At 47.0% G+C, this 19856-nt stretch carries 18 protein-coding genes and 1 tRNA gene; all 19 read left to right on the forward strand.

The window, feature by feature from the left end:
* Positions 1 to 312: 312 nt before the first annotated feature.
* The 19 genes from K8S19_01510 (at position 313) to truA (ending at position 19644) form a co-directional block, all read left to right on the forward strand.
* The gene (locus K8S19_01510) at positions 313 to 573 is read left to right on the forward strand and encodes a hypothetical protein (GenBank protein MCD4812362.1); all 261 of its coding nucleotides are present in this window, start codon (positions 313 to 315) and stop codon (positions 571 to 573) included.
* Positions 574 to 877: 304 nt separating this feature from the next.
* Positions 878 to 1528, forward strand: a complete 651-nt coding sequence (locus K8S19_01515; protein ID MCD4812363.1) for a histidinol phosphate phosphatase domain-containing protein — start codon at positions 878 to 880, stop codon at positions 1526 to 1528.
* Positions 1529 to 1560: 32 nt separating this feature from the next.
* Positions 1561 to 2301 carry a tetratricopeptide repeat protein gene (locus K8S19_01520; GenBank protein ID MCD4812364.1) on the forward strand — a complete coding sequence of 247 codons (741 nt, stop codon included), beginning with the start codon at positions 1561 to 1563 and terminating at the stop codon, positions 2299 to 2301.
* Between the two features lie 77 nt (positions 2302 to 2378).
* A tRNA-Ala gene (locus tag K8S19_01525) sits at positions 2379 to 2454 on the forward strand.
* A 226-nt stretch (positions 2455 to 2680) separates the two neighbouring features.
* The gene (locus K8S19_01530; protein ID MCD4812365.1) at positions 2681 to 3043 is read left to right on the forward strand and encodes a four helix bundle protein; all 363 of its coding nucleotides are present in this window, start codon (positions 2681 to 2683) and stop codon (positions 3041 to 3043) included.
* Between the two features lie 206 nt (positions 3044 to 3249).
* Positions 3250 to 4059 (forward strand): amidohydrolase family protein, encoded by an 810-nt coding sequence (locus K8S19_01535; GenBank protein ID MCD4812366.1) that lies wholly within the window; start codon positions 3250 to 3252, stop codon positions 4057 to 4059.
* 107 nt (positions 4060 to 4166) lie between these two features.
* Complete coding sequence (locus tag K8S19_01540; protein MCD4812367.1) at positions 4167 to 4634, forward strand: cyclic nucleotide-binding domain-containing protein; 468 nt, start codon at positions 4167 to 4169, stop codon at positions 4632 to 4634.
* 380 nt (positions 4635 to 5014) lie between these two features.
* The gene (gene ilvD / locus K8S19_01545; GenBank protein MCD4812368.1) at positions 5015 to 6676 is read left to right on the forward strand and encodes a dihydroxy-acid dehydratase; all 1662 of its coding nucleotides are present in this window, start codon (positions 5015 to 5017) and stop codon (positions 6674 to 6676) included.
* A 164-nt stretch (positions 6677 to 6840) separates the two neighbouring features.
* Positions 6841 to 8520, forward strand: coding sequence for a biosynthetic-type acetolactate synthase large subunit (gene ilvB, locus K8S19_01550; GenBank protein ID MCD4812369.1), 1680 nt, complete (start codon positions 6841 to 6843; stop codon positions 8518 to 8520).
* A gap of 62 nt (positions 8521 to 8582) precedes the next feature.
* Complete coding sequence (gene ilvN / locus K8S19_01555; protein ID MCD4812370.1) at positions 8583 to 9071, forward strand: acetolactate synthase small subunit; 489 nt, start codon at positions 8583 to 8585, stop codon at positions 9069 to 9071.
* Between the two features lie 193 nt (positions 9072 to 9264).
* On the forward strand, positions 9265 to 10260 hold the full coding sequence (gene ilvC, locus K8S19_01560; protein MCD4812371.1) for a ketol-acid reductoisomerase: 996 nt from the start codon (positions 9265 to 9267) through the stop codon (positions 10258 to 10260).
* Positions 10242 to 11006 (forward strand): hypothetical protein, encoded by a 765-nt coding sequence (locus K8S19_01565; GenBank protein ID MCD4812372.1) that lies wholly within the window; start codon positions 10242 to 10244, stop codon positions 11004 to 11006. The genes ilvC and K8S19_01565 overlap by 19 nt, the downstream gene beginning before the upstream one ends.
* Positions 10999 to 12564, forward strand: coding sequence for a 2-isopropylmalate synthase (locus tag K8S19_01570; protein ID MCD4812373.1), 1566 nt, complete (start codon positions 10999 to 11001; stop codon positions 12562 to 12564). Before K8S19_01565 ends, K8S19_01570 begins: the two co-directional genes overlap by 8 nt.
* Before the next feature lie 89 nt (positions 12565 to 12653).
* On the forward strand, positions 12654 to 13940 hold the full coding sequence (gene leuC / locus K8S19_01575) for a 3-isopropylmalate dehydratase large subunit (GenBank protein ID MCD4812374.1): 1287 nt from the start codon (positions 12654 to 12656) through the stop codon (positions 13938 to 13940).
* 162 nt (positions 13941 to 14102) lie between these two features.
* Entirely contained in the window at positions 14103 to 14609 is a 507-nt protein-coding gene (locus K8S19_01580; GenBank protein ID MCD4812375.1) for a 3-isopropylmalate dehydratase small subunit, read from the forward strand.
* Between the two features lie 99 nt (positions 14610 to 14708).
* The gene (locus tag K8S19_01585) at positions 14709 to 15770 is read left to right on the forward strand and encodes a 3-isopropylmalate dehydrogenase (GenBank protein ID MCD4812376.1); all 1062 of its coding nucleotides are present in this window, start codon (positions 14709 to 14711) and stop codon (positions 15768 to 15770) included.
* A gap of 187 nt (positions 15771 to 15957) precedes the next feature.
* Positions 15958 to 16983 carry an aspartate-semialdehyde dehydrogenase gene (locus tag K8S19_01590; GenBank protein MCD4812377.1) on the forward strand — a complete coding sequence of 342 codons (1026 nt, stop codon included), beginning with the start codon at positions 15958 to 15960 and terminating at the stop codon, positions 16981 to 16983.
* Positions 16984 to 17125: 142 nt separating this feature from the next.
* Entirely contained in the window at positions 17126 to 18817 is a 1692-nt protein-coding gene (locus K8S19_01595; protein MCD4812378.1) for a hypothetical protein, read from the forward strand.
* A gap of 65 nt (positions 18818 to 18882) precedes the next feature.
* Positions 18883 to 19644: a tRNA pseudouridine(38-40) synthase TruA gene (gene truA / locus K8S19_01600; protein ID MCD4812379.1), complete on the forward strand. Its 762-nt coding sequence runs from the start codon at positions 18883 to 18885 to the stop codon at positions 19642 to 19644.
* The last annotated feature ends 212 nt before the right edge of the window (positions 19645 to 19856 follow it).

A 19856-nucleotide genomic window follows, 5' to 3' on the forward strand; every position in this document is an offset into this window, starting at 1 on the left:
CAGCAGATCAGCAAAGGCGAGGAAGCGGTCTATTGCTCTAATGTTCAGCTGCTCACGAATTTGAAACAGCACCGAAGGTGCGGGACAGAGCAGCCGAGCAACAGATCAGCAGATCAGCAAAGGCGAGGAAGCGGTCTATTGCTCTAATGTTCAGCTGCTCACGAATTTGAAACAGCACCGAAGGTGCGGGACAGAGCAGCCGAGCAACAGATCAGCAGATCAGCAAAGGCGAGGAAGCGGTCTATTGCTCTAATGTTCAGCTGCTCACGAATTTGAAACAGCACCGAAGGTGCGGGACAGAGCAGCCGAGCAATGGATCAGCAGATCAGCAAAGGCGAGGAAGCGGTCTATTGCTCTAATGTTCAGCTGCTCATGAATTTGAAGCAGCACCAAGAAGGTGCATGGCAGAGCAGCCGAGCAATGGATCAGCAGATCAGCAAAGGCGAGGAAGCGGTCTGTTGCTCTAATGTTCAGCTGTTCATGAATTTGAAACAGCACCGAAGGTGCGGGACTGAGCAGCCGAGCAATGGATCAGCAGATCAGCAAAGGCGAGGAAGCGGTCTGTTGCTCTAATGTTCAGCTGTTCATGAATTTGAAACAGCACCGAAGGTGCGGGACTGAGCAGCCGAGCAATGGATCAGCAGATCAGCAAAGGCGAGGAAGCGGTCTGTTGCTCTAATGTTCAGCTGTTCATGAATTTGAAACAGCACCAAGAAGGTGCGGGACAGGGCAATTGCGTATCAGGTTATTTGGAGGCGATTCATACCCGGAAATGGGCACAAGTGAATCGCCTCTACTATGTGAAAATCATGACTTTTTTAAAAAAACATGCTATCTTTTTTTGGTACACATGCAATTTTTTTGAAGCGAGGGTTTTATGATAGATCTGCATATGCATACATTTCATTCGGATGGTGTTTTACTGCCGGCAGAGTTGGTCCGAAGGGCCAAGGTTGCCGGTTACCAAGCTATGGCGATAACAGACCACGTTGATCAGTCCAATATTGAAGAGTTGGTACCTCAGATGGCAGCGGCGGCCAAGGCACTTACGATGGGGTACAATATGTTAGTGCTTGCCGGGGTGGAACTGACGCATGTACCGCCAAAGCAAATTTCCGGACTCATTAAGGCGGCTCGGAGTCTGGGTGCGGAGATTATTGTGGTGCATGGCGAGACACCGGTTGAACCGGTGGCGGCGGGGACCAATCGGGCGGCCATTATGGCAGGCGCTGATATTGTGGCCCATCCAGGATTAATTACATTGGCTGAGGCGCGATTGGCGAAGCAAAAAGGTGTGGCATTGGAATTAACCTCGCGGGGAGGTCACTCGCTTGCCAATGGGCATGTGGCCAAGATTGCTTTGCAGGCAAAGTGTGATCTGGTAATCAATAGCGATACACATGCACCGCAGGATTTACACAGTAAGGCATTGCTGGGGAAAGTTGTTGCCGGTGCCGGCTTGCCGGTTTCCGCAGTAAAAGTTTTACAGGCCAACGCACTTAAAATTTGTAAACGCGCGCGTCAATGACGCTGCGGAAATAAAGAAGGGGAACTGGAAAAATGGCCAAAAAACGTTATTCGCACAAACAGATACGCAAGAGCATCAAAAAAGATGAACTGCGGGACTTGATTGATAAAAGCGCGGTGTATGTTCGCAGTCATACGGAAAATATTTTAATTGCGGCAATTCTTTTAATTGTAGTGATTGTTCTGGTTCCGCTTTATTTTAATAATCGCCAGGAGAATGAACGCCGTGCCGGCAGTTTGTTGAATCGGGCGGTGGGTTACACTCTACAGCCGATTGCTGACGGGATGGGTGATCCCAACCGCGAAGTTTTTCGCACACTTGAGGAGAAGTACACAAAAGTCCGGCAAACCTTCACGGAAATATCAGCGACCTATAAAAATACCCGTGCCGCCCGCGTGGCCATGCTGGGTGAAGCGGATGCGACCTATTATTTAAAGGACTATGAAAAGGCGCGGGATATTTATCAGGCGGTCTTGCTGCAAACCAAGGATTTTGCAACGCAAGGGACGCTGAAAGAAAAAATCGCGGCCTGTTATGAAAATCTTGGCAAGTGGGAAGATGCTCTGGGGATTTATCAGGAGCTGGTTGACGGTGAACCTGTCTATTTTAATCAACGGTCGGTGAAAATGGGTATGGCTCGCTGTTACAGCGGCCTGGGCCGGAAAGCCAAGGCCCAAGAAATATATTTTTCTGAAAAAGAAAATGATCCGGGCAGCTATTGGTCGGAGGTTGCCAGGCAGAAATTGAGCATGGAGGCCGCAGCAGGGAAATAACTTGACATCGTGAGGAAGGTAGGCTATTTTTTTCTTCTGTTTTTATAAATGCTGGAATTATTTGTTATCAACGTAATGGGGCTGTGGCGCAGCTGGGAGCGCGTCTGCATGGCATGCAGAAGGTCAGGGGTTCGAGCCCCCTCAGCTCCACCAGAAAATTTTGCCAGCAAAATTTTCAGAGCAATGGAACAATAGACAACAAACAATAGAAATTCATTGCGGTCTATTGTCTGTTGTTTATTCTCAGAAGTTTGTTTTTTTATTTCTCTATCCCTCGGTTGTTTATATACTGTCGAGTTTTCTTTAAGAAAGTATGCAATTATTTTTTGCCACCTTTGTCTAATCGGATAAGATCATCAAATCAGCCGAGGTGTCAGGTATGCCCTTTCTCTTTGAAAATCTCGTCGTCTATCAAAAAGCCATCGCTTTTTCCATTGCTGTTTCCAAACTCACGGACACTTTCCCGCGCGGTAATTATTACCTTACTGACCAGTTGGATCGTGCCGCACTTTCTATTCCGACGAATCTTGCAGAAGGCAACGGACGTTGGCATCCGAACGACCGGCGCCAGTTTTTTTGGATCGCCCGCAGCTCAGCGCTGGAATGTGTTCCGATTATTGAAGTGGGTTTTCAGAAAGGATTGATAACAGAAGAAATGTATAAACGGTTCCGAAATGATTTGGATGAAATAGGAAAGATGATAACCGGACTTGTAAAAGGAATTGAAAATAAAAAAGGTTAAGTAGTAAAGACTATATAACTATGTCTAGATAGTTAGGAAACGAAAGAGTAGTTGCGAAAGGTCTTTGGCGAGATTAGAATGAGTATTTGAATATATGGGGGAATTAAAGCGGAAACATTGTAATTATCCCGATTTTTAGAGAACGCTTCACTCCCGGGTGGTCGCCTGCAATGACACTATTAATTTGATTTTTTGAGGTAACGAGCATGTCCCCAGTCATAGATTTTCATGTACATGTTTATCCCGATAACTTGGCTGCGCAGGTGATTTCAGAACTGACACAGTCGTGCGGTTTTCAGGCATGTTTTGACGGGACCGTGTCCGGGCTTAAAGCAATGATGCGAGGGTGTGGTGTCACGCAGTCTGTTATCCAACCGGTTGCCACCAAAGTGTCGCAGGTGCGCCCGATCAATCAATGGAGTTCCCACTTAAACCGGGAATCAGGTATCCGGGCGTTTGGTTCGCTGCACCCGGAGATGGACACGCAGGCAGTGAAAACGGAAGTTGCATTTATAAAAGAAAACCATCTGCCGGGCGTCAAGATGCATCCGGAATATCAGAATTTTCATCCGGATGAGGATCGGATGGAAAAAATATACTGTGCTTTGGAGCAGGCGAAATGCATGCTGCTTTTGCATGCCGGCATGGATTTGGGATTTCATCCGCCGGTCAAGGCGACACCGGAAAGGATTTTTCAGGTACTTAAAAGTTTCCCGGGATTAACCGTTATTGCTGCGCATTTGGGCGGCTATGGTTTGTGGGATCAGGTTATGAAATATTTAGTGAACCAAAACGTTTGGCTTGATACGGCCTATTGTTTTGGGAAAACACCCTTGCCGGAAGCCTATGAGATCATCCAGGCGCATGGGTGTGATAAAATTTTGTTTGGCTCTGATGCACCTTGGGGTGATCAAGGCCAACATGTTCAGCACCTGGAGTCTTTGCCATTATCAGAGATGGAAAAACAGCGGATTTTTTTCGGCAATGCAGCCGTATTGCTGGAAAAAATTAAATAAACCATGGACGATTTTGAAAAAAACGGTAAAATTGACCATCCCGTGAACGAAACTGTTTTAGTCGTTGGGCGGGAACCACGATACTTGGTAAGGAGGGTGATTTCAATATGCGTAATTTAGATACTATTAGAAATATCGAGATTTTTAGTGAACTATCTGACACCGAGTTGGCCAGTGTGGTGAGACGGGCGCAACAAAAAGAATATAAAGCAGAAGGTGTGATTGTTCGGGAGAATGCATCCGGCGGGATGATGCATGTCATTTTAGAAGGACGCGTTGAAGTTCGAAAAAAAATGCCCAATGGCCCGGACAAGCCATTGGCAGTGCTCAATGAAGGCGCCGTTTTTGGGGAGATGTCTCTATTTGACGGCCATCCGTATTCCGCCAGTGTGGTGGCCACTGAAAACACATCAACATTAACCATTTTTAAAAATGAATTTATGGCGCTCGCAGAGGAACAACCGGCCTTAGGACTCAAAGTGACCATTAATTTGATCAATACGCTTTCTACGCGATTGAGAAAAACCAATGACAATCTGGTAACTTTTGCGACCTTGCGTTCCAGCGGCAGCTGAGCTGGTTTTTTCTTCCAGTTTAAGCTGAAAGATGCATTTCAGCATATTTTTTAGAAGACGATTTTATTGAAATAATAGAAAAAGTGTTGTTTCAAAAGTGTTTTTATGAATAACATCTTTTTAGCGTGGTTTGTTAGGTTGAATTTGGTGTTTTTTCGTGTCACTGAATTACAGAAACAAGTAAATAATTAGTTGACATTCATAAAAATACGCTTATTATATCATGTTAATTTCCTGAAAAAAATATCCGTCAATCAGCATGTTTATCAGGGTTTTTAGGAGAGGAAATAACAGGAAAATTGCCTTGGAAAAAAGCTTTTTCGGGTAATTGCTCTTTGTTAGGTCAGGCGTGATTTAATAGAAAAAGGAGTGGTGGACAGATGCGAAGTGATGTTATGAAAAAGGGTGTAGCTAAATCGCCGCACCGGTCCTTGTTTAAAGCCATTGGTTATACAGATGAAGAGTTGCAAAAACCGATTATCGGGATTGCAAATTCTTTTAATGAAATTATTCCGGGCCACATCCATTTGAAGACATTGGTTGAAGCGGTTAAAACCGGGATTCGTATGGCCGGCGGAACGCCCATGGAATTTAATACCATCGGCATTTGTGACGGCATTGCCATGAACCATGAGGGCATGAAGTACTCCTTGGTTTCTCGTGAAATCATTGCCGATTCGGTAGAAGCTACAGCGATGGGAACGCCATTTGATGGACTGGTGCTCATGCCCAATTGTGATAAAATTATTCCGGGGATGATGATGGCGGCGGCGCGTTTGGATATTCCTGCAGTTTTGGTCTCCGGGGGACCTATGTTGCCCGGAGAATACAAGGGTAAAAGAATTGATTTGATTAAAGGACCGTTTGAAGGCATGGCCCAGGCCCATGCCGGTAAGATTTCGGAAAAAGAATTTTTAGCCATGGAGGATGCTGCGTGTCCGACCTGCGGTTCCTGCGCAGGATTGTTTACCGCCAATACGATGAATTGCATGGCGGAAGCACTCGGGATTGCACTGCCCGGCAATGGTTCAACACCGGCGATTTCTTCGGAAAGAATACGCCTGGCAAAGCTGGCTGGGAAAAAAATAATGGATGTTGTACGAAAAAAAATGATACCCAGTAAGTTATTGACGATGAATGCGTTTCGCAATGCGATTGCCGTGGATGTGGCGATGGGCGGTTCCACCAATACTGTCCTGCATTTGCCGGCGATTGCGCATGAAGTCGGCATTGAGCTTGATCTGGAAATATTTAATGAAATTTCGAAAAAAACACCGCATCTATGTAATGTCAGCCCCGGCGGGGACCATTTTATGGTGGATATTCACCGCGCCGGTGGTGTTCCGGCAGTGATGAAAGTACTGGCCGGCAAGGGTTTGATTCATACCAAACTACCCACTGTTTCCGGCCGGACCGTGGCGGAGAATTTAAAGGATGTGTTTGTTTTGGATACGGACGTGATCCGGCCGTTCACCAAGCCGTATCACAAAACTGGCGGCTTGGCGATTCTTCGCGGCAATATTGCACCGGAAGGCGGTGTGGTCAAACAATCAGCCGTGGCGCCTGAAATGCTTCATTCCATTAGCCGGGCGCGGGTATTTGAAAGTGAAGAAACCGCCTTCAAAGCGATTATGAATGGGGAAATCCGTAAACGCGATGTCGTGGTGATCCGCTATGAAGGTCCTAAGGGCGGCCCGGGGATGCGCGAAATGCTTTCGCCCACCAGTTCGATTGCAGGGATGGGATTGGATAAACATGTTGCGCTGATTACGGATGGTCGTTTTTCCGGTGGGACACGCGGGGCTGCGATTGGTCATATTTCGCCGGAAGCGGCTTCCGGTGGACCGATTGGTATTATTCGGGAAAATGATAAACTTGAGATTGATATTCCGAAAAAGAAAATTCATCTTATGATTTCGGATACGGAATTTGAAAAAAGAATGGCGGCGTTTCGACCTCGGCCGTCGAAAAAACACAAGGGGGTGTTGGGGCGTTACGCCCGGCTTGTAACCTCCGGGAGCACCGGCGCAGTATTGAAATAATTATATCGTAGGGAACGGTCGCCCGGCATTCGCCAGGCAAGCTGACCGTTCCCTACAGGAAAATATTTTGCGGAGCCCATACGAGTTAAATAAAAACATTGTTGGGCGACGTCCTGGCAACCGGCGAGTAATTATTAATGATGGAAGCCAGGGGAGGGAGACTTATGAGTAAGGAAATGACAGGAGCGGAAATATTTGTTGAGAGTTTGCGCCGCCACAAGGTGGGCGCACTTTTTGGATATCCGGGAGGTGTGCTGCTTCCGATTTTTGATGCGCTGTATAGTTCGGATTTGCGGGTGATCCTGCCGCGGCATGAACAAGGTGCGGCGCATATGGCGGACGGATACGCCCGCGCGACAGGTGAGGTGGGTGTATGTCTGGCAACATCAGGTCCAGGGGCGACTAATTTAGTGACCGGGATTGCAACCGCACATATGGATTCCATCCCGATGGTGGTTTTCACCGGACAGGTGGCATCTCCGCTGATCGGCAATGATGCTTTTCAGGAAGTGGATATCACAGGAATTACCCGTCCGATCACCAAGCACAATTTTTTAATCAAGGATGTAAAAGATATTGCCCGAACCATTGCCGAGGCATTTTATATTGCAGCGACAGGCCGTCCGGGTCCGGTGTTGGTTGATATACCCAAGGACATTACCACGGCAAGTTGTATTCCTGACTTTGAAGCCAAAGTGGATATTCGGAGCTACCGGCCTAATTTGACCCCGCATGCCAATCAGATTAAAAAGGCGGCGGTGCTCATTGAGGAAGCCAAGCGGCCGATGATTTATGCCGGCGGCGGTGTGCTGTTGGCCAATGCTGCGGAAGAACTGAAAATTTTGGCTGAAAAAACAGATACACCAGTGACATTGACCTTGATGGGTTTGGGCGCTTTCCCCGGAACTCATGATCAATTTATCGGCATGCTGGGGATGCACGGTACGCGGACGGCAAACTACGCCATTCAGCAAAGTGACTTGATTATCGCTGTGGGTGCGCGTTTCGATGACCGGGTGACCGGCCGGGTTGATCATTTTGCACCCAACGCCCGGATTATTCATGTGGATGTGGATCCGGCAAGTATTTCCAAAGTGATTAGCGTGGATGTTCCCATTGTGGGTGATGCCAAGGTGTCGTTGCAGGCATTAATCAAGGAAGTTAAATCCCGCAAAAATGATGATTGGTGGAAGCAAGTGAATGAATGGATGGAAAAATATCCGCTGACATATGATAAAAAAACCACTGAGTTAAAACCGCAGCAGGTCATAGAGACCCTCTATCAGCTCAAGGGGACTGATTTGTTTGTAGCCACGGATGTGGGGCAGCATCAGATGTGGGCGGCGCAATTTTATAAATTTGACCGTCCCCGGCAATGGGCGTCATCCGGTGGGTTGGGAACGATGGGATACGGTTTCCCGGCAGCCATCGGCGCTCAAATGGGACTGCCGGGTAAACCAGTGGCAGTTATCACGGGTGACGGCAGTTTTCAGATGAATCTTCAGGAATTGGCCACTGCGGTGATTAATAAATTACCGGTCAAAATTATTTTGTTGAACAACGGTTTTTTAGGAATGGTGCGGCAGTGGCAGGAGCTTTTTCATGGCAAGCGCTATTCATCGACGCCAATTCAGAATTCGGTTGATTTCGTTAAATTGGCAGAGGCCTTTGGCGCAGTTGGATTACGTGTAACTGAAACCGCCAAGATAGAGGAAACCCTCAAACAGGCGTTTGCAACCGAAGGACCGGTTTTGGTTGATTTTCATGTGTCGCCGGAAGAAAATGTTTGGCCGATGGTCCCGGCTGGAGCTCCTATACATGAGATGATAGGCGAACTGGCATGAAATTTTTGTAGGGAACGGTCGCGACCGTTCCCTACAAAAGAATATATTCAGGAGATTTTATTATGAGACATACATTATCTGTTTTAGTAGAGAATAAACCCGGTGTGCTGGCACGCGTGGCTGGATTGTTTTCCGGGCGTGGCTTTAACATTACCAGTCTGACGGTAGGAGAAACCGAGGATGACACAATCTCGCGTATGACTATTGTGGTGACGGGTGATGATGCTATTTTGGAACAGATCACCAAACAGTTGAATAAGTTGGTGGATGTGATCAAGGTATATGATTATACTGCTGAGGCCCACTTGGAGCGGGAACTGGCATTGATCAAAGTACAGGCCGAAGTTCAGCAGCGCTCGGAAGTGACACAATTGACCGAGATTTTTCGTGCGAAAATTGTGGATGTTTCGGATCGTGCCTATATTTTGGAAATTACCGGAACAGCCGATAAAGTAAATGCGTTTATTGAGTTGCTCCAGCCTTTTGGTATTCGGGAAATTATTCGGACCGGAACCGTGGCGACTGCCCGGGGAAACAAGAAAAGGAAATAAGCCAATGCCAAAAAAAAAGATTAAGAAAAAAGTAGTGGAAAAGAAAGTCAGTCAATCCAAAAGCAGCAAAAAAACGGTTGTAAAAAAGGTTGTCAAAAAAGCGGCTTCAAAACCGGCAGTACAACGCGTTGTAAAAAATACCAGGGTAGCGATGCCTGAAATTGTGGTGAAAAAACAAGGAGGAGTGAATAAGATGGCGAAGATGTATTTTGAGAAGGATGCTGATTTGAAAGCATTGAAGGGCAAGACGGTTGCAATTCTCGGCTACGGCAGTCAGGGTCATGCCCATGCTTTGAATTTGAAAGATTCAAAGGTGAATGTTGTGGTCGGTGAGTTGAAAGATTCCAATGCCTGGAAAGTTGCGGAAAAAAGCGGTTTGAAAGTGATGAGCGCTGATCAGGCTTGTAAGGCCGCCGATATCATGATGATTTTAGTACCGGATCCATTGCAAGCCATGGTCTATGAGACTGCGGTGGCACCCAATTTGAAAAAAGGCAACGCCATTGCGTTTGCACATGGTTTTAATATTCATTACAGTCAAATCGTGCCGCCGACCAATGTTGACGTTTTTATGGTGGCGCCCAAAGGTCCGGGTCATATGGTGCGTCGCGTGTTTACTGAAGGCGGGGGTGTCCCCGGTTTGGTTGCGGTTGAGCAGAACGCCAGCGGGAATGCCATGCAGATTGCTTTGGCCTATGCCAAAGGCGTGGGGTGTACCCGCGGCGGTGTCATGGAAACCACCTTCCGGGATGAGACTGAGACCGATCTTTTTGGTGAACAGGTTGTGCTTTGCGGTGGATTGACTGAATTGGTCAAGGCCGGTTATGAGACCTTGGTGGATGCCGGTTATCAGCCGGAAAATGCTTATTATGAATGTTTGCATGAACTCAAGTTGATCATCGATCTGATGTATGAAGGTGGTATTGCCGGGATGCGTTATAGTATTTCTGAAACTGCGAAATACGGCGACATTACCCGGGGCAAGCGAATTATCACAGACGATACCCGCCTGGAGATGAAAAAAATCCTGAAAGAGATCCAGAGCGGAGAATTTGCCCGTGAGTGGATTTTGGAAAATAAGGCCGGATGCCCGGTTTACAATGCGGTTTTGAAGCAAGAAGCCGAACACCCCATTGAAGTGGTCGGTAAAAAATTGCGGAGCATGATGGGGTGGATGTCAAAGAAGTAAAACGCAGACGCGTTTTTAAAAATAAAACCACGGTTGCGAAGAAAGAAATTGCCCGGCCGTGGCGCCAGTGGGTCCCGTATTTTTTTATGGGTACTGTGTTTGTTCTTGGGTTTTTGGCTTTGATTTTGGTCATTCACAGTAAACTGGCGCTGGCCGGGCGTATTATTCTGGCGGCGATGGTGTTTGCCGGCGCAGAATATTATTTTCGGAAAATTTCCAACGGCCCCAGCAGCATGGAAGATGAATTTTCAACGCTCAGTGATATTTTTTGTTTTGCCATTGTGCCTAGTTTGATGATTTATCAACTGGCATTTCGGGGTTGGGGCGTCTTGGGATTGCTCGGGCTTTTTCTGGTGATTTTTACCGCCCTGATTAGGCTGTCGCTGTATAAATTGTATAACCCTATTCATGTGAAGCATGGGTTTATCGGCATTCCGGTGACGATTACGGCGGCATTCATTGCGTTGGTGGCACAGATTTTTGTTCCGGTGGATATGACGGCATTGAACCGTGTGGCGCTGTTGAGCGCTTTGATTGTACTGAATTTTTTGACCGTGAGCACCATCCCCTATCCCAACCCGACGGATCGGCCGGCCATTGTTATTGTGGCAACGATTCTGGTAATGGCGGTATTTTTGCAACCGCCGGTTTCGGTCTGGGCGGTCTGGGCATTGCTTTGCGGTGGGACAATTTATATTATACTCGCGCCAATACGGTCGCGGAAAGGAGGTAGGAACCATGCCTGATGTTGTTAAAATTTTTGATACGACATTACGCGACGGTGAGCAATCGCCGGGAGCCAGTTTGGACGTGAAGCAAAAAGTTGAGGTGGCCAAGGCGCTGGAAGCCTTGAATGTTGATGTTATTGAGGCAGGGTTTCCCATCTCTTCACCCGGTGATTTCGAGGCGGTGCAGACGATTGCCAAAATAATGAAACAACCGGTGGTTGCCGGTCTGGCCCGCTGCAACAAAGCGGATATTGATGCGGCCTGGAAAGCGCTGAAGGGCGCGAAGCATCCGCGTATCCATGTATTTATTTCTACGTCGGCGCTGCACATGAAATATAAACTGAAAAAAACGCCGCAAGAGGTTTTGAAGATTGCCGTGGAGATGACCCACTATGCACGTTCCTTGTGTAAAGATGTGGAGTTTTCACCGGAGGATGCCTCCCGAACCGAGATGCCGTTTTTGATCGAGGTTGTCGAGGCGGTGATTCGGGCCGGTGCGACCACGGTTAATATTCCGGATACGGTGGGATATACCACACCGGGTGAGTTTGCGCATATTATTGAAGAACTGTATGCCAAGGTTTCCAATATTAATAAGGCAACCATCTCGGTGCACTGCCATGATGACCTGGGAATGGGAACTGCCAATTCACTGGCCGCGATCCGGGCCGGTGCCCGTCAGGTGGAATGTACCATCAATGGTCTGGGTGAACGTGCCGGGAATGCTGCGTTGGAAGAAGTTGCGATGGCCATCAAAACCCGCTCTAAGTATTATGGTGTGAAGACCAACATCCGCACCCGGGAAATTTCCCGGGCATCTCGCTTGGTGGCATCGGCCACCGGAATTTCCGTGCAGCGGAATAAAGCCATCGTCGGTGCCAATGCGTTTGCCCATGAAGCCGGCATTCATCAGGACGGCATTATCAAACAGCGCCTGACGTACGAGATCATGGATGCCAAGGATATCGGGTTGAAAGAAAATCAGCTTGTCTTGGGAAAACATTCAGGACGTCATGCGCTGAGTAAACGGATGAAGGAATTGGGTTTTCCTGCGGAAGGTGCTGAATTGGGTAAAATGTTCGAGAAATTCAAGGAATTGGCGGACAAGAAAAAAGAAGTTTTTGACGAGGATCTGCTTTCCTTGGTGGATGATAAAACCGGAGCCGCCAAACAGGTGTATGTATTGGAGCATGTACAGGCGACTTCGGGCAGCAATATGATTCCCACAGCGGCGGTACGCATGACACGGGAGGGTGTACCTCTTTTTGGATCGGCGACCGGTGACGGCCCGGTGGATGCAGTCTATCAAACGATTGATGCATTGGTTGGGAAAAAACACAAACTGGTAAGCTATGCGATTCAATCCATTACCGGGGGGACCGATGCACAAGGCGAGGTGACGGTGCAGATGAGCTCGCAGGGCAGGACGGTTTCCGGCCGCGGTGCGCATACGGATATTATTATTGCTTCCGCCAAAGCCTACATCAATGCAATGAACCGGCTGGCCGGTTTGGCGCGAACTCAGACAATGAGTCAGACCAAGGGCCGGAAAAAGGTTGTTAAAGCACGTTTGTGATTACCTGTTTTCGGTGTTTTATTCGGTAGGGGCACGGCGCGCCGTGCCCCTACGATATACGAGAGGGGTTGTTCTTTATGTCAAGACCAATGACAATTGGTGAAAAAATTCTGGCCCGGGCAGCCGGGTTGAAAACAGTAGCGTCGGGGGATATTATTCTGGCCAAGCTGGATTTGTGTATGGGCAATGATATTACCGCGCCGTTGGCCATTCAGGCTTTTTATAAAAACGGTGGAAAAAAGGTTTTTGACCGGAAAAAAGTTGCGCTGGTCCCGGATCATTTTACCCCGAACAAGGATATCAAATCAGCTGAGCAGGCCAAGATTTTAAGGGAATTTGCCCGCGAACAAAAATTACTGTATTACTGGGATCAGGGTACATGCGGGGTTGAACATGCCTTGCTGCCGGAACAAGGTGTGGTGGTTTCCGGCGATTTGATGATCGGCGCGGATTCGCATACCTGTACCTATGGCGCTTTGGGTTCATTTTCAACCGGTGTTGGATCAACCGATCTGGCAGCCGCCATGTTGATCGGCAAAGCCTGGTTCAAAGTGCCGCCAACCATCAAGCTGGTTTTTTCCGGTAAGTTGCTCAAGGATGTTACGGCCAAGGATATGATTTTGACGGCCATTGGGCGTCTGGGTGTGGATGGTGCCACTTACCGGGTTTTGGAAATGAGCGGCTCGGCAATTGAAGCATTGTCAATGGAAGGGCGTTTGACCATGAGCAATATGGCGATTGAGGCCGGTGCGGTGACCGGACTGATTGTTCCGGATAAAATTACCCGGGACTATGTAAATAAACGGGCGCAGCGTAAACCGCGTTATTATACGTCTGATCCCAATGCCGAGTATGAACAGATTGAGGTTTTTGATGTTTCTCAAATGACACCGGTGGTTGCCAAACCGTCCCTGCCGTCCAATGTGGTGCCGGTTTCCAAAGTACGTTCGGTTGTGCTGGACCAGGCGGTCATCGGATCTTGTACCAATGGCCGGATTGAGGATATGCGGGAAGCGGCCAAACTGCTCAAAGGCAGAAAAGTCAGCCCGCGGGTGCGAACCTTGATTATTCCGGCGACACCTGGAATTTGGCAACAGGCCAATGATGAGGGGTTGTTTGATATTTTTATCAAGGCCGGATGTATTGTTTCACCGCCGACCTGTGGTCCGTGTCTGGGCGGTCATATGGGGATTCTGGCAAAAGGGGAACGAGCCGTGGCCACGACCAACCGTAATTTTGTCGGGCGGATGGGACATCCCAAGAGTGAAGTCTATTTGGCCTCTGCCGGTGTGGCGGCAGCATCCGCCATCAAAGGCCGTCTGGCTGCACCTTGGGAAGTACGCGGCAAGGATTGGCAAAAGGGACAAAAAAAATAATTGTTTTCACCGCAGAGACGCAGAGTACGCGGAGAAAAGATAGGATAAAAGTAAAAATCATATTTTTTTGTTTTTAAGCCTTTAACCCCGGTTTGATTTATGTTTTACTCTGCGTTCTCAGCGCCTCTGCGGTGAGGATTTTAATTCGAGAGGATAATTGACATGAAGTTTCGAGGCAAAGCATATAAATTCGGAAAAAATATTAATACCGATGAGATTATTCCGGCCCGCTATTTGAATACCAGTGATGCCAAAGAATTGGCGGCGCACGTGATGGAAGACGCAGACGCAGACTTTCCTATCAAGGTGAAGCCCGGGGATATCATTGTGGCGGGAAAAAATTTTGGTTGCGGGTCATCACGCGAGCATGCGCCTTTGGCAATCAAGACCGCCGGTGTTGCTTGTGTGATGGCTGACAGTTTTGCGCGTATTTTTTACCGCAATGCGTTTAATATCGGGTTACCGATTTTGGAATGCCCGGCGGCAGCAGCGGCCATTCGTGGCGGCGAAACCCTTTCGATTGATGCCGGGACCGGCCGGATTTCCAATTTGAAAAACAAAAAAGTTTATCAAGCGAAGCCGATACCCAAATTTATGCAGGAGCTGGTTTCGGCCGGCGGGCTTATGCCCTGGGTTAAACGCCAAATGAAGAAAAAAAATGAATTGTAGGGGCACGGCCCCGACCGGATCAGGGGATCGTATGGGACTCCCGTTGGTCGCGCGCCGTGCCCCTACAGGATTGATGATAAATATTTTAGGAGGATAATTATGGCAAAGACATATAAAATTGCATTGTTGCCCGGAGATGGTACCGGGCCGGAAGTTTTGGTGGAAGGGAAAAAAGTTTTAGAAGCGGTTGGAAAAAAATTCGACCTTAAATTTGATTACACTGAATATGATCTGGGCGGCGACCGCTATCTGAAAACCGGAGAGTTGGTTCCGGATTCAGTCCTGGAAGAACTGGGTAAGGTCGATAGCATTTATCTGGGCGCCATCGGGCATCCGGATGTCAAACCCGGCCCGCTGGAAGTGGGTATATTGCTCAAAATTCGTTTTCACTTTGACCAATATGTTAACCTGCGGCCGGTCAAACTTTATCCCAATGTTGAGACGCCATTGAAGGACAAGGGACCCCAAGACATCAATTTTGATATTATCCGTGAAAATTGCGGGGGTATTTATACCGGCACCGGCGGTGCGGCGCACAAAGGGTCACCGCTGGAATACGCCACTCAGGTTATGACCTACTCACGTGCTGAAGTAGATCGTTGTTTGCGGTATGCTTTTAAGCGTGCACTGTTGCGTGAAAAAAAGCAGTTGACCCTGGTGCATAAAATGAATGTGTTGACTCATGTAGGGGATCTCTGGTTTCGGGCGTTTCATGAAATGGGTGAGAAAGAATTCCCTGAAGTGGCGCGTGATTACAACCATGTGGATGCCTGCACCATGTGGATGGTTAAAAATCCGGAATGGTATGAAACCATTGTGACCGCCAATCTGTTTGGCGATATCATCACCGATCTCGGTGCGATGATCCAGGGCGGCATGGGGATTGCCGCCGGCGGCAATGTCAATCCGGAGGGTATTTCCATGTTTGAACCCATTGGCGGTTCTGCACCCAAATATACCGGTCAGAAGAAAATCAATCCCATGGCCGCCATTGCATCCGGTGCTTTGATGCTGGAGCATCTGGGTGAGGCGGAGGCGGCTCAGGCGATGGAAGGCGCGATTGTCAAGGCCTTGGAATCCGGAAAACTTAAAAGTATGGCCGCCGGGCGCATGGGCATGAATACTCAGGAAGTCGGGGATTTCATCGCCGGGTTGGTATAAAAGAGTATTCACCGTATACCCAAAAGACGGGCACCGCAGAGACGCAGAGTACGCAGAGAAAAGATAGGATAAAAGCTATAGTTTGTTTTTATCTTTGCTTTTACGTCTTTAATCCTGATTTGACTTGTGTTTTACTCTGCGCTTTCAGCGTCTCTGCGGTGAAAGAATGATATTGAAGGGGTGGGAAATGAGTAAGGAATATCGTGTAGGTGTGATGGGTGCCACCGGTGCGGTCGGGGCAGTCATGCTGGATATTTTGGCCAAGCGCAATTTTCCGATTAGCGAGCTCCGGCCTTTGGCATCGCACCGTTCGGCAGGTAAGAAAATCAACTTTCAGGGCGACGATGTCACTGTGGTGGAGATGAAGGAAGATTCTTTCGCAGGGTTGGATTTTGTGTTGGCCTCGGCCGGTGGATTGGTTTCAAAGCAATTTGCGCCGCATGTCAAAGCCGCCGGTGCGGTTATGGTGGACAACACCAGTGCTTTTCGGATGGATCCCGATGTTCCTCTGGTGATTCCAGAGGTCAATCCGGAAGATGCTTTTTTGCATCAGGGCTTGATCGCCAATCCCAATTGCACGACCATCATCATGTTGGTGGCGCTAAAACCGCTGCACGATGCCGCCCGGATTAAGCGTATTGTGTGCAGCTCCTATCAGGCGGTTTCCGGCAGCGGAGTCGCGGCGATGCGGGAACTTGAACAACAGACCAAACAGTATGCGGCAGGTGAAGCGATCACGCATGAGGCTTATCCGCATCAGATTGCCTTCAATGTGCTGCCGCATGTAGATACATTTCAGGATAACGGCTATACGCGTGAGGAAATGAAAATGCTCAACGAGACCCGTAAAATGCTGCATGATGACAGCATTCAAATTTCCACGACCTGCGTACGTGTTCCGGTATTCACCTCGCATTCCGAAAGCCTTCAGATTGAAACGGAGAAGAAACTGACCGCAGCGCAAGCCAGGGAATTGTTGGCCAAAGCGCCGGGTGTACAGGTCAAGGATGATCCCGCCAGTTTGATTTATCCCATGCCTTTGGATACCTCGGGACAGGATGATGTTTTTGTGGGGAGGATTCGCGAAGACATTTCCCACCCCAATGGTTTGGCACTATGGGTGGCCGGTGATCAATTGCGCAAAGGTGCAGCGACCAACACAGTCCAGATAGCGGAATTGCTGATTAAGGGAAAGGCAAAAGTCAAAGCGTAAACAAAAAATGTAGTCACGGGGGCAGGTGATTAGTCACCTGCCCCCTTTTTTATTGTTAATAAATATTAAGTATGGGAGATTGATTTGAATTCATTTGTGTTAAGAATGATGCTTGGTGGAGTGCATAAGAGGAGGTAACTTAATGGGAAATTCTGAAGATGAAAAACAAGCTAGGGACGAAGAAGTGCGTAGGCGAATAAAAATATTTATGAAAAATTTTGAAGAAGGAAATATTCAAATTGATGCGAGTATTTTTCCGAAAATTGAAGAGAGTCTGCTGAAGATTAGAGTTGATACTAATGGGGAAATCGATCTCGCAACTGTTGACGGTAGAGTTAGAGTTATGGCGTTAGCAATAACTGCAATGCAGGATAGACAGGATATGAAAAAATCAATGTCTTTAGCAGAGATACAAAATTTATACTTTGAAATTATCGAGAAAAATTTCTGTCATTTTTATGAGGTGATGATAAAAAAAGGGTTGAATCCACACAGTGTTGGAATGTCGTTGATACAACAGCAAGATAGTGTTGAGGAGATCATGCGTGGTATGGATGGGTTCCTTGAAATGATAAATGAGTTTTGGGATCAGACTGGAGAAATAGCTCAGGCGCATGTTGAGGATATGAGCAATAGTAAACTTAAAGGTATATTTGGGGGCGATTTATTTCCAGATCAAAGTAGTAATATTGCATCCAAGTGTGGGATATATATTGATACGATTGTACTACCTGATCCGTTTTTAAGATCTCACCTGATTTTTAGTACTTCATCTAGAGAAGACAAAGTATATTATCTTGTGAAACATGCGATGAATATACTGCAATATAAGAAAATGGCTTGTTTGGAGATTGAACAGCCCATTGTTGTAGTTTTGCCTGATTTTACTGTTTTGCGTGAAGATGAAATGAAATTTGTGCAAAAAATAAGTGAAGCAGATTCTTTAAATCATGCAAATAAAGTGTTTGGTAGAAAATTCAACTCGTCTGCTGAGTTGATGGAATATGCAAAAAAGTTGGGAACTATAGATGCAGTAATTGGCGCTATAAAAGATGAAACTCGGGTTTTATTTGATGCGGAATGGGATGTTGACATTAGAGGTCAAATTGAAGGGGCTATGGATGGTCGTGAAGCGAAACTTTTGGGAACTAGACATCCCGGAATATTAGTTGCTGCGCAATCGATTGGTAGGATGACAGTGAGTAATGAATTGATGATTAAAGCTAGTCAACTGAAGGGGACTCCTATAATAGATGCTCCAACATCATGGAAATATTTTGTGTGGAAAATGGAATATGATTCAAATGGAGTTGAGCAAAAAACGGGACTGAAAGATCTTCATGTCGTCCGTGGGCTGCAAGGATTGGGAGATAACCAAATGGAATGGTTGGGGAATGTTCCGCCTGATGCTTTAATCGAAATGAGAAAACAAGGGGCGATAGATGAAATAAGAAATACATTGACTGAAGGTATTGGTGAAATCGTTAGGATCAATCCAGCTAGTTTTAATAAGAGCCGCGATAAAATACTTGAAAATATAATAGTTGCATTTGCAGATCACAAGCAAAAGATCAGAGAATTGCGCGAAAAAAAGTGGAAGTTTGCAGGGAAAGATATAGGGTCCTGGTTTGTTACCGGATCGATGGCGGTTACAGCGGCATGCACTGGAATGCCGGTGTGGGGAATTGCTGCGTTTATTGCTAATCAGGTTATGGATGCGCCGAAGTTGAAAGATATTCCAAAATCGTTTAAAAAACTTGTTGAAGAAGATGAGAAAAATAAACGATCACCAGTAGGTATGTTGTTTGATGTAAGCAAACAAGAAAAGAAGTAGTTTTTTAATAAAAATATATAATACTATTCTAAACAAGTGTATGTTGATCTTCAAGTGAGGAAACCATGTATCAGAAAAAAACAGGTTTGCAGCGCTATGCCATCTGGTTGGAATATGACGGCGCGGCTTTTGCGGGATTTCAGTTCCAGAAAAAAAAAGTAACCGTCCAATCCACCTTGGAGCGGGCGATTACCTTTCGCTTTCATGAAACTTGCCGTGTGGCTGTGGCCAGCCGGACCGATGCCGGTGTGCATGCCAAAGCCCAAGTGGCGATTTTTGATATGGCCTATGCCATTGCAGCAGAAAAACTGGGTCCGGCGCTTAACAGCGCGCTGCCGGTGAGCGTGAAAGTATTAAGTGCAAAGAAGGTTGCGCCTGACTGGGAACCGCGCAAGCAATCCATTCAAAAAATTTATGCCTACCTTATTTATGAGCGTCCCATCGTATCTCCTTTGCAGCACCAGCGGATGTGGCAGGTCATGCAAAGGCTTGATTTGGCAGCCATGCGAAGTGCGGTACGTCATTTGATTGGGAAGCATGATTTTTCATCTTTTCGCGCTTCCGGTTGTGCTTCCAAGCATGCGACGCGCGACCTCGAAAAAATCAGTATCACGCGTAAAGGCTATGTCCTGACCCTGCGTTTTTTTGGTAATGCTTTTTTATATCACATGGTGCGTAATCTGGTGGGCACACTGGTCGAAGTGGGCAAAGGGCGGCTTAAGCCAGGAGAGGTAAAAATAATTTTGCAGACACGCAACCGGAAAAAAGCCGGCCCCACCGCGCCCGCCTGCGGACTGTACCTCGAAAAAATTAAATTTAAAAACTAAAGAAACCTCACGCCAAGCCGCTAAGCTGCAAAGAAAATATTTTTAGAATAAATGTAAATTCATTTTTCAATATTAATTAGTCATCAGGATTTTATAATTGTTTCTAATTGGTTTTTATGTTTTATTTTTGTATTACTTGGCATCTTTGCGTCTTGGCGTGAGGTTCTTTTGAGATTTTATTTTTTTTTAAAATATCCATTTATTTTTATGGT

This window comes from bacterium (assembly GCA_021108215.1).
Lineage (GTDB): Bacteria > Oederibacteriota > JAAXVQ01 > JAAXVQ01 > JAUVAV01 > JAIORK01.

Excerpts from the sequence above, each read along its gene's own strand:
- K8S19_01510 (MCD4812362.1), top strand. The coding sequence starts at position 313 with ATGGATCAGCAGATCAGCAAAGGCGAGGAAGCGGTCTATTGCTCTAAT.
- K8S19_01515 (MCD4812363.1), top strand. The coding sequence starts at position 878 with ATGATAGATCTGCATATGCATACATTTCATTCGGATGGTGTTTTACTG.
- K8S19_01520 (MCD4812364.1), top strand. The coding sequence starts at position 1,561 with ATGGCCAAAAAACGTTATTCGCACAAACAGATACGCAAGAGCATCAAA.
- K8S19_01530 (MCD4812365.1), top strand. The coding sequence starts at position 2,681 with ATGCCCTTTCTCTTTGAAAATCTCGTCGTCTATCAAAAAGCCATCGCT.
- K8S19_01535 (MCD4812366.1), top strand. The coding sequence starts at position 3,250 with ATGTCCCCAGTCATAGATTTTCATGTACATGTTTATCCCGATAACTTG.
- K8S19_01540 (MCD4812367.1), top strand. The coding sequence starts at position 4,167 with ATGCGTAATTTAGATACTATTAGAAATATCGAGATTTTTAGTGAACTA.
- ilvD (MCD4812368.1), top strand. The coding sequence starts at position 5,015 with ATGCGAAGTGATGTTATGAAAAAGGGTGTAGCTAAATCGCCGCACCGG.
- ilvB (MCD4812369.1), top strand. The coding sequence starts at position 6,841 with ATGAGTAAGGAAATGACAGGAGCGGAAATATTTGTTGAGAGTTTGCGC.
- ilvN (MCD4812370.1), top strand. The coding sequence starts at position 8,583 with ATGAGACATACATTATCTGTTTTAGTAGAGAATAAACCCGGTGTGCTG.
- ilvC (MCD4812371.1), top strand. The coding sequence starts at position 9,265 with ATGGCGAAGATGTATTTTGAGAAGGATGCTGATTTGAAAGCATTGAAG.
- K8S19_01570 (MCD4812373.1), top strand. The coding sequence starts at position 10,999 with ATGCCTGATGTTGTTAAAATTTTTGATACGACATTACGCGACGGTGAG.
- leuC (MCD4812374.1), top strand. The coding sequence starts at position 12,654 with ATGACAATTGGTGAAAAAATTCTGGCCCGGGCAGCCGGGTTGAAAACA.
- K8S19_01580 (MCD4812375.1), top strand. The coding sequence starts at position 14,103 with ATGAAGTTTCGAGGCAAAGCATATAAATTCGGAAAAAATATTAATACC.
- K8S19_01585 (MCD4812376.1), top strand. The coding sequence starts at position 14,709 with ATGGCAAAGACATATAAAATTGCATTGTTGCCCGGAGATGGTACCGGG.
- K8S19_01590 (MCD4812377.1), top strand. The coding sequence starts at position 15,958 with ATGAGTAAGGAATATCGTGTAGGTGTGATGGGTGCCACCGGTGCGGTC.
- K8S19_01595 (MCD4812378.1), top strand. The coding sequence starts at position 17,126 with ATGGGAAATTCTGAAGATGAAAAACAAGCTAGGGACGAAGAAGTGCGT.
- truA (MCD4812379.1), top strand. The coding sequence starts at position 18,883 with ATGTATCAGAAAAAAACAGGTTTGCAGCGCTATGCCATCTGGTTGGAA.